We start from the raw sequence: 439 nt of genomic DNA, 5'->3' as shown, positions 1-439 counted from the left end.
CTTGAATAAGCACAGGCTTTGGCAGGCTCAGGCGAAAATAATGGGGTAGCGTCGGCCAGCGCCTTAATAGATGGCGGAGCAAAACAAGCGGCGTCAGCCAGGGGCGGTAAAAATGTCATATGTTCTACAGCCCAGCCTGATTTTTCCACAACCTCAAATGAAAGCGGCCTGGGCTTCTGTCCCAAGGCGTGAAGCGCTGTAGCATCCAAGGTGAAGTCTGCCGGGTGGAGACCCCCCAATTGGTCACCACCGCCGAGGCGAAGCCCGCCTCTTTTACCGCCGTGACTGCCAATTCATCCAAGTCTGTGCCAACCACACCATTTGGATAAGCAAAGTGCCGGACCTCTTTGTCTGTCCACTCTTCCAATTGTGCTTTGCTTTGCACTATTTCACGCTTTTGCTGCTCAGCGTTAAGCACCTTCAAAATAGGATGATTAAC

Annotated in this window: 1 protein-coding gene; it reads right to left on the bottom strand. The window is 52.4% G+C overall.

The window, feature by feature from the left end:
* Nucleotides 1–124 precede the first annotated feature (124 nt).
* On the bottom strand, nt 125–439 hold a 315-nt coding region (locus J0A66_RS21730; RefSeq protein ID WP_206575940.1), incomplete at its 5' end, for a polysaccharide deacetylase family protein.

Origin of the sequence: Bowmanella dokdonensis (genome assembly GCF_017254865.1) — a bacterium.
In the GTDB taxonomy this organism is placed as follows: Bacteria; Pseudomonadota; Gammaproteobacteria; order Enterobacterales; family Alteromonadaceae; genus Bowmanella; species Bowmanella dokdonensis.
This window is presented reverse-complemented; position numbering and strand designations above follow the sequence as displayed.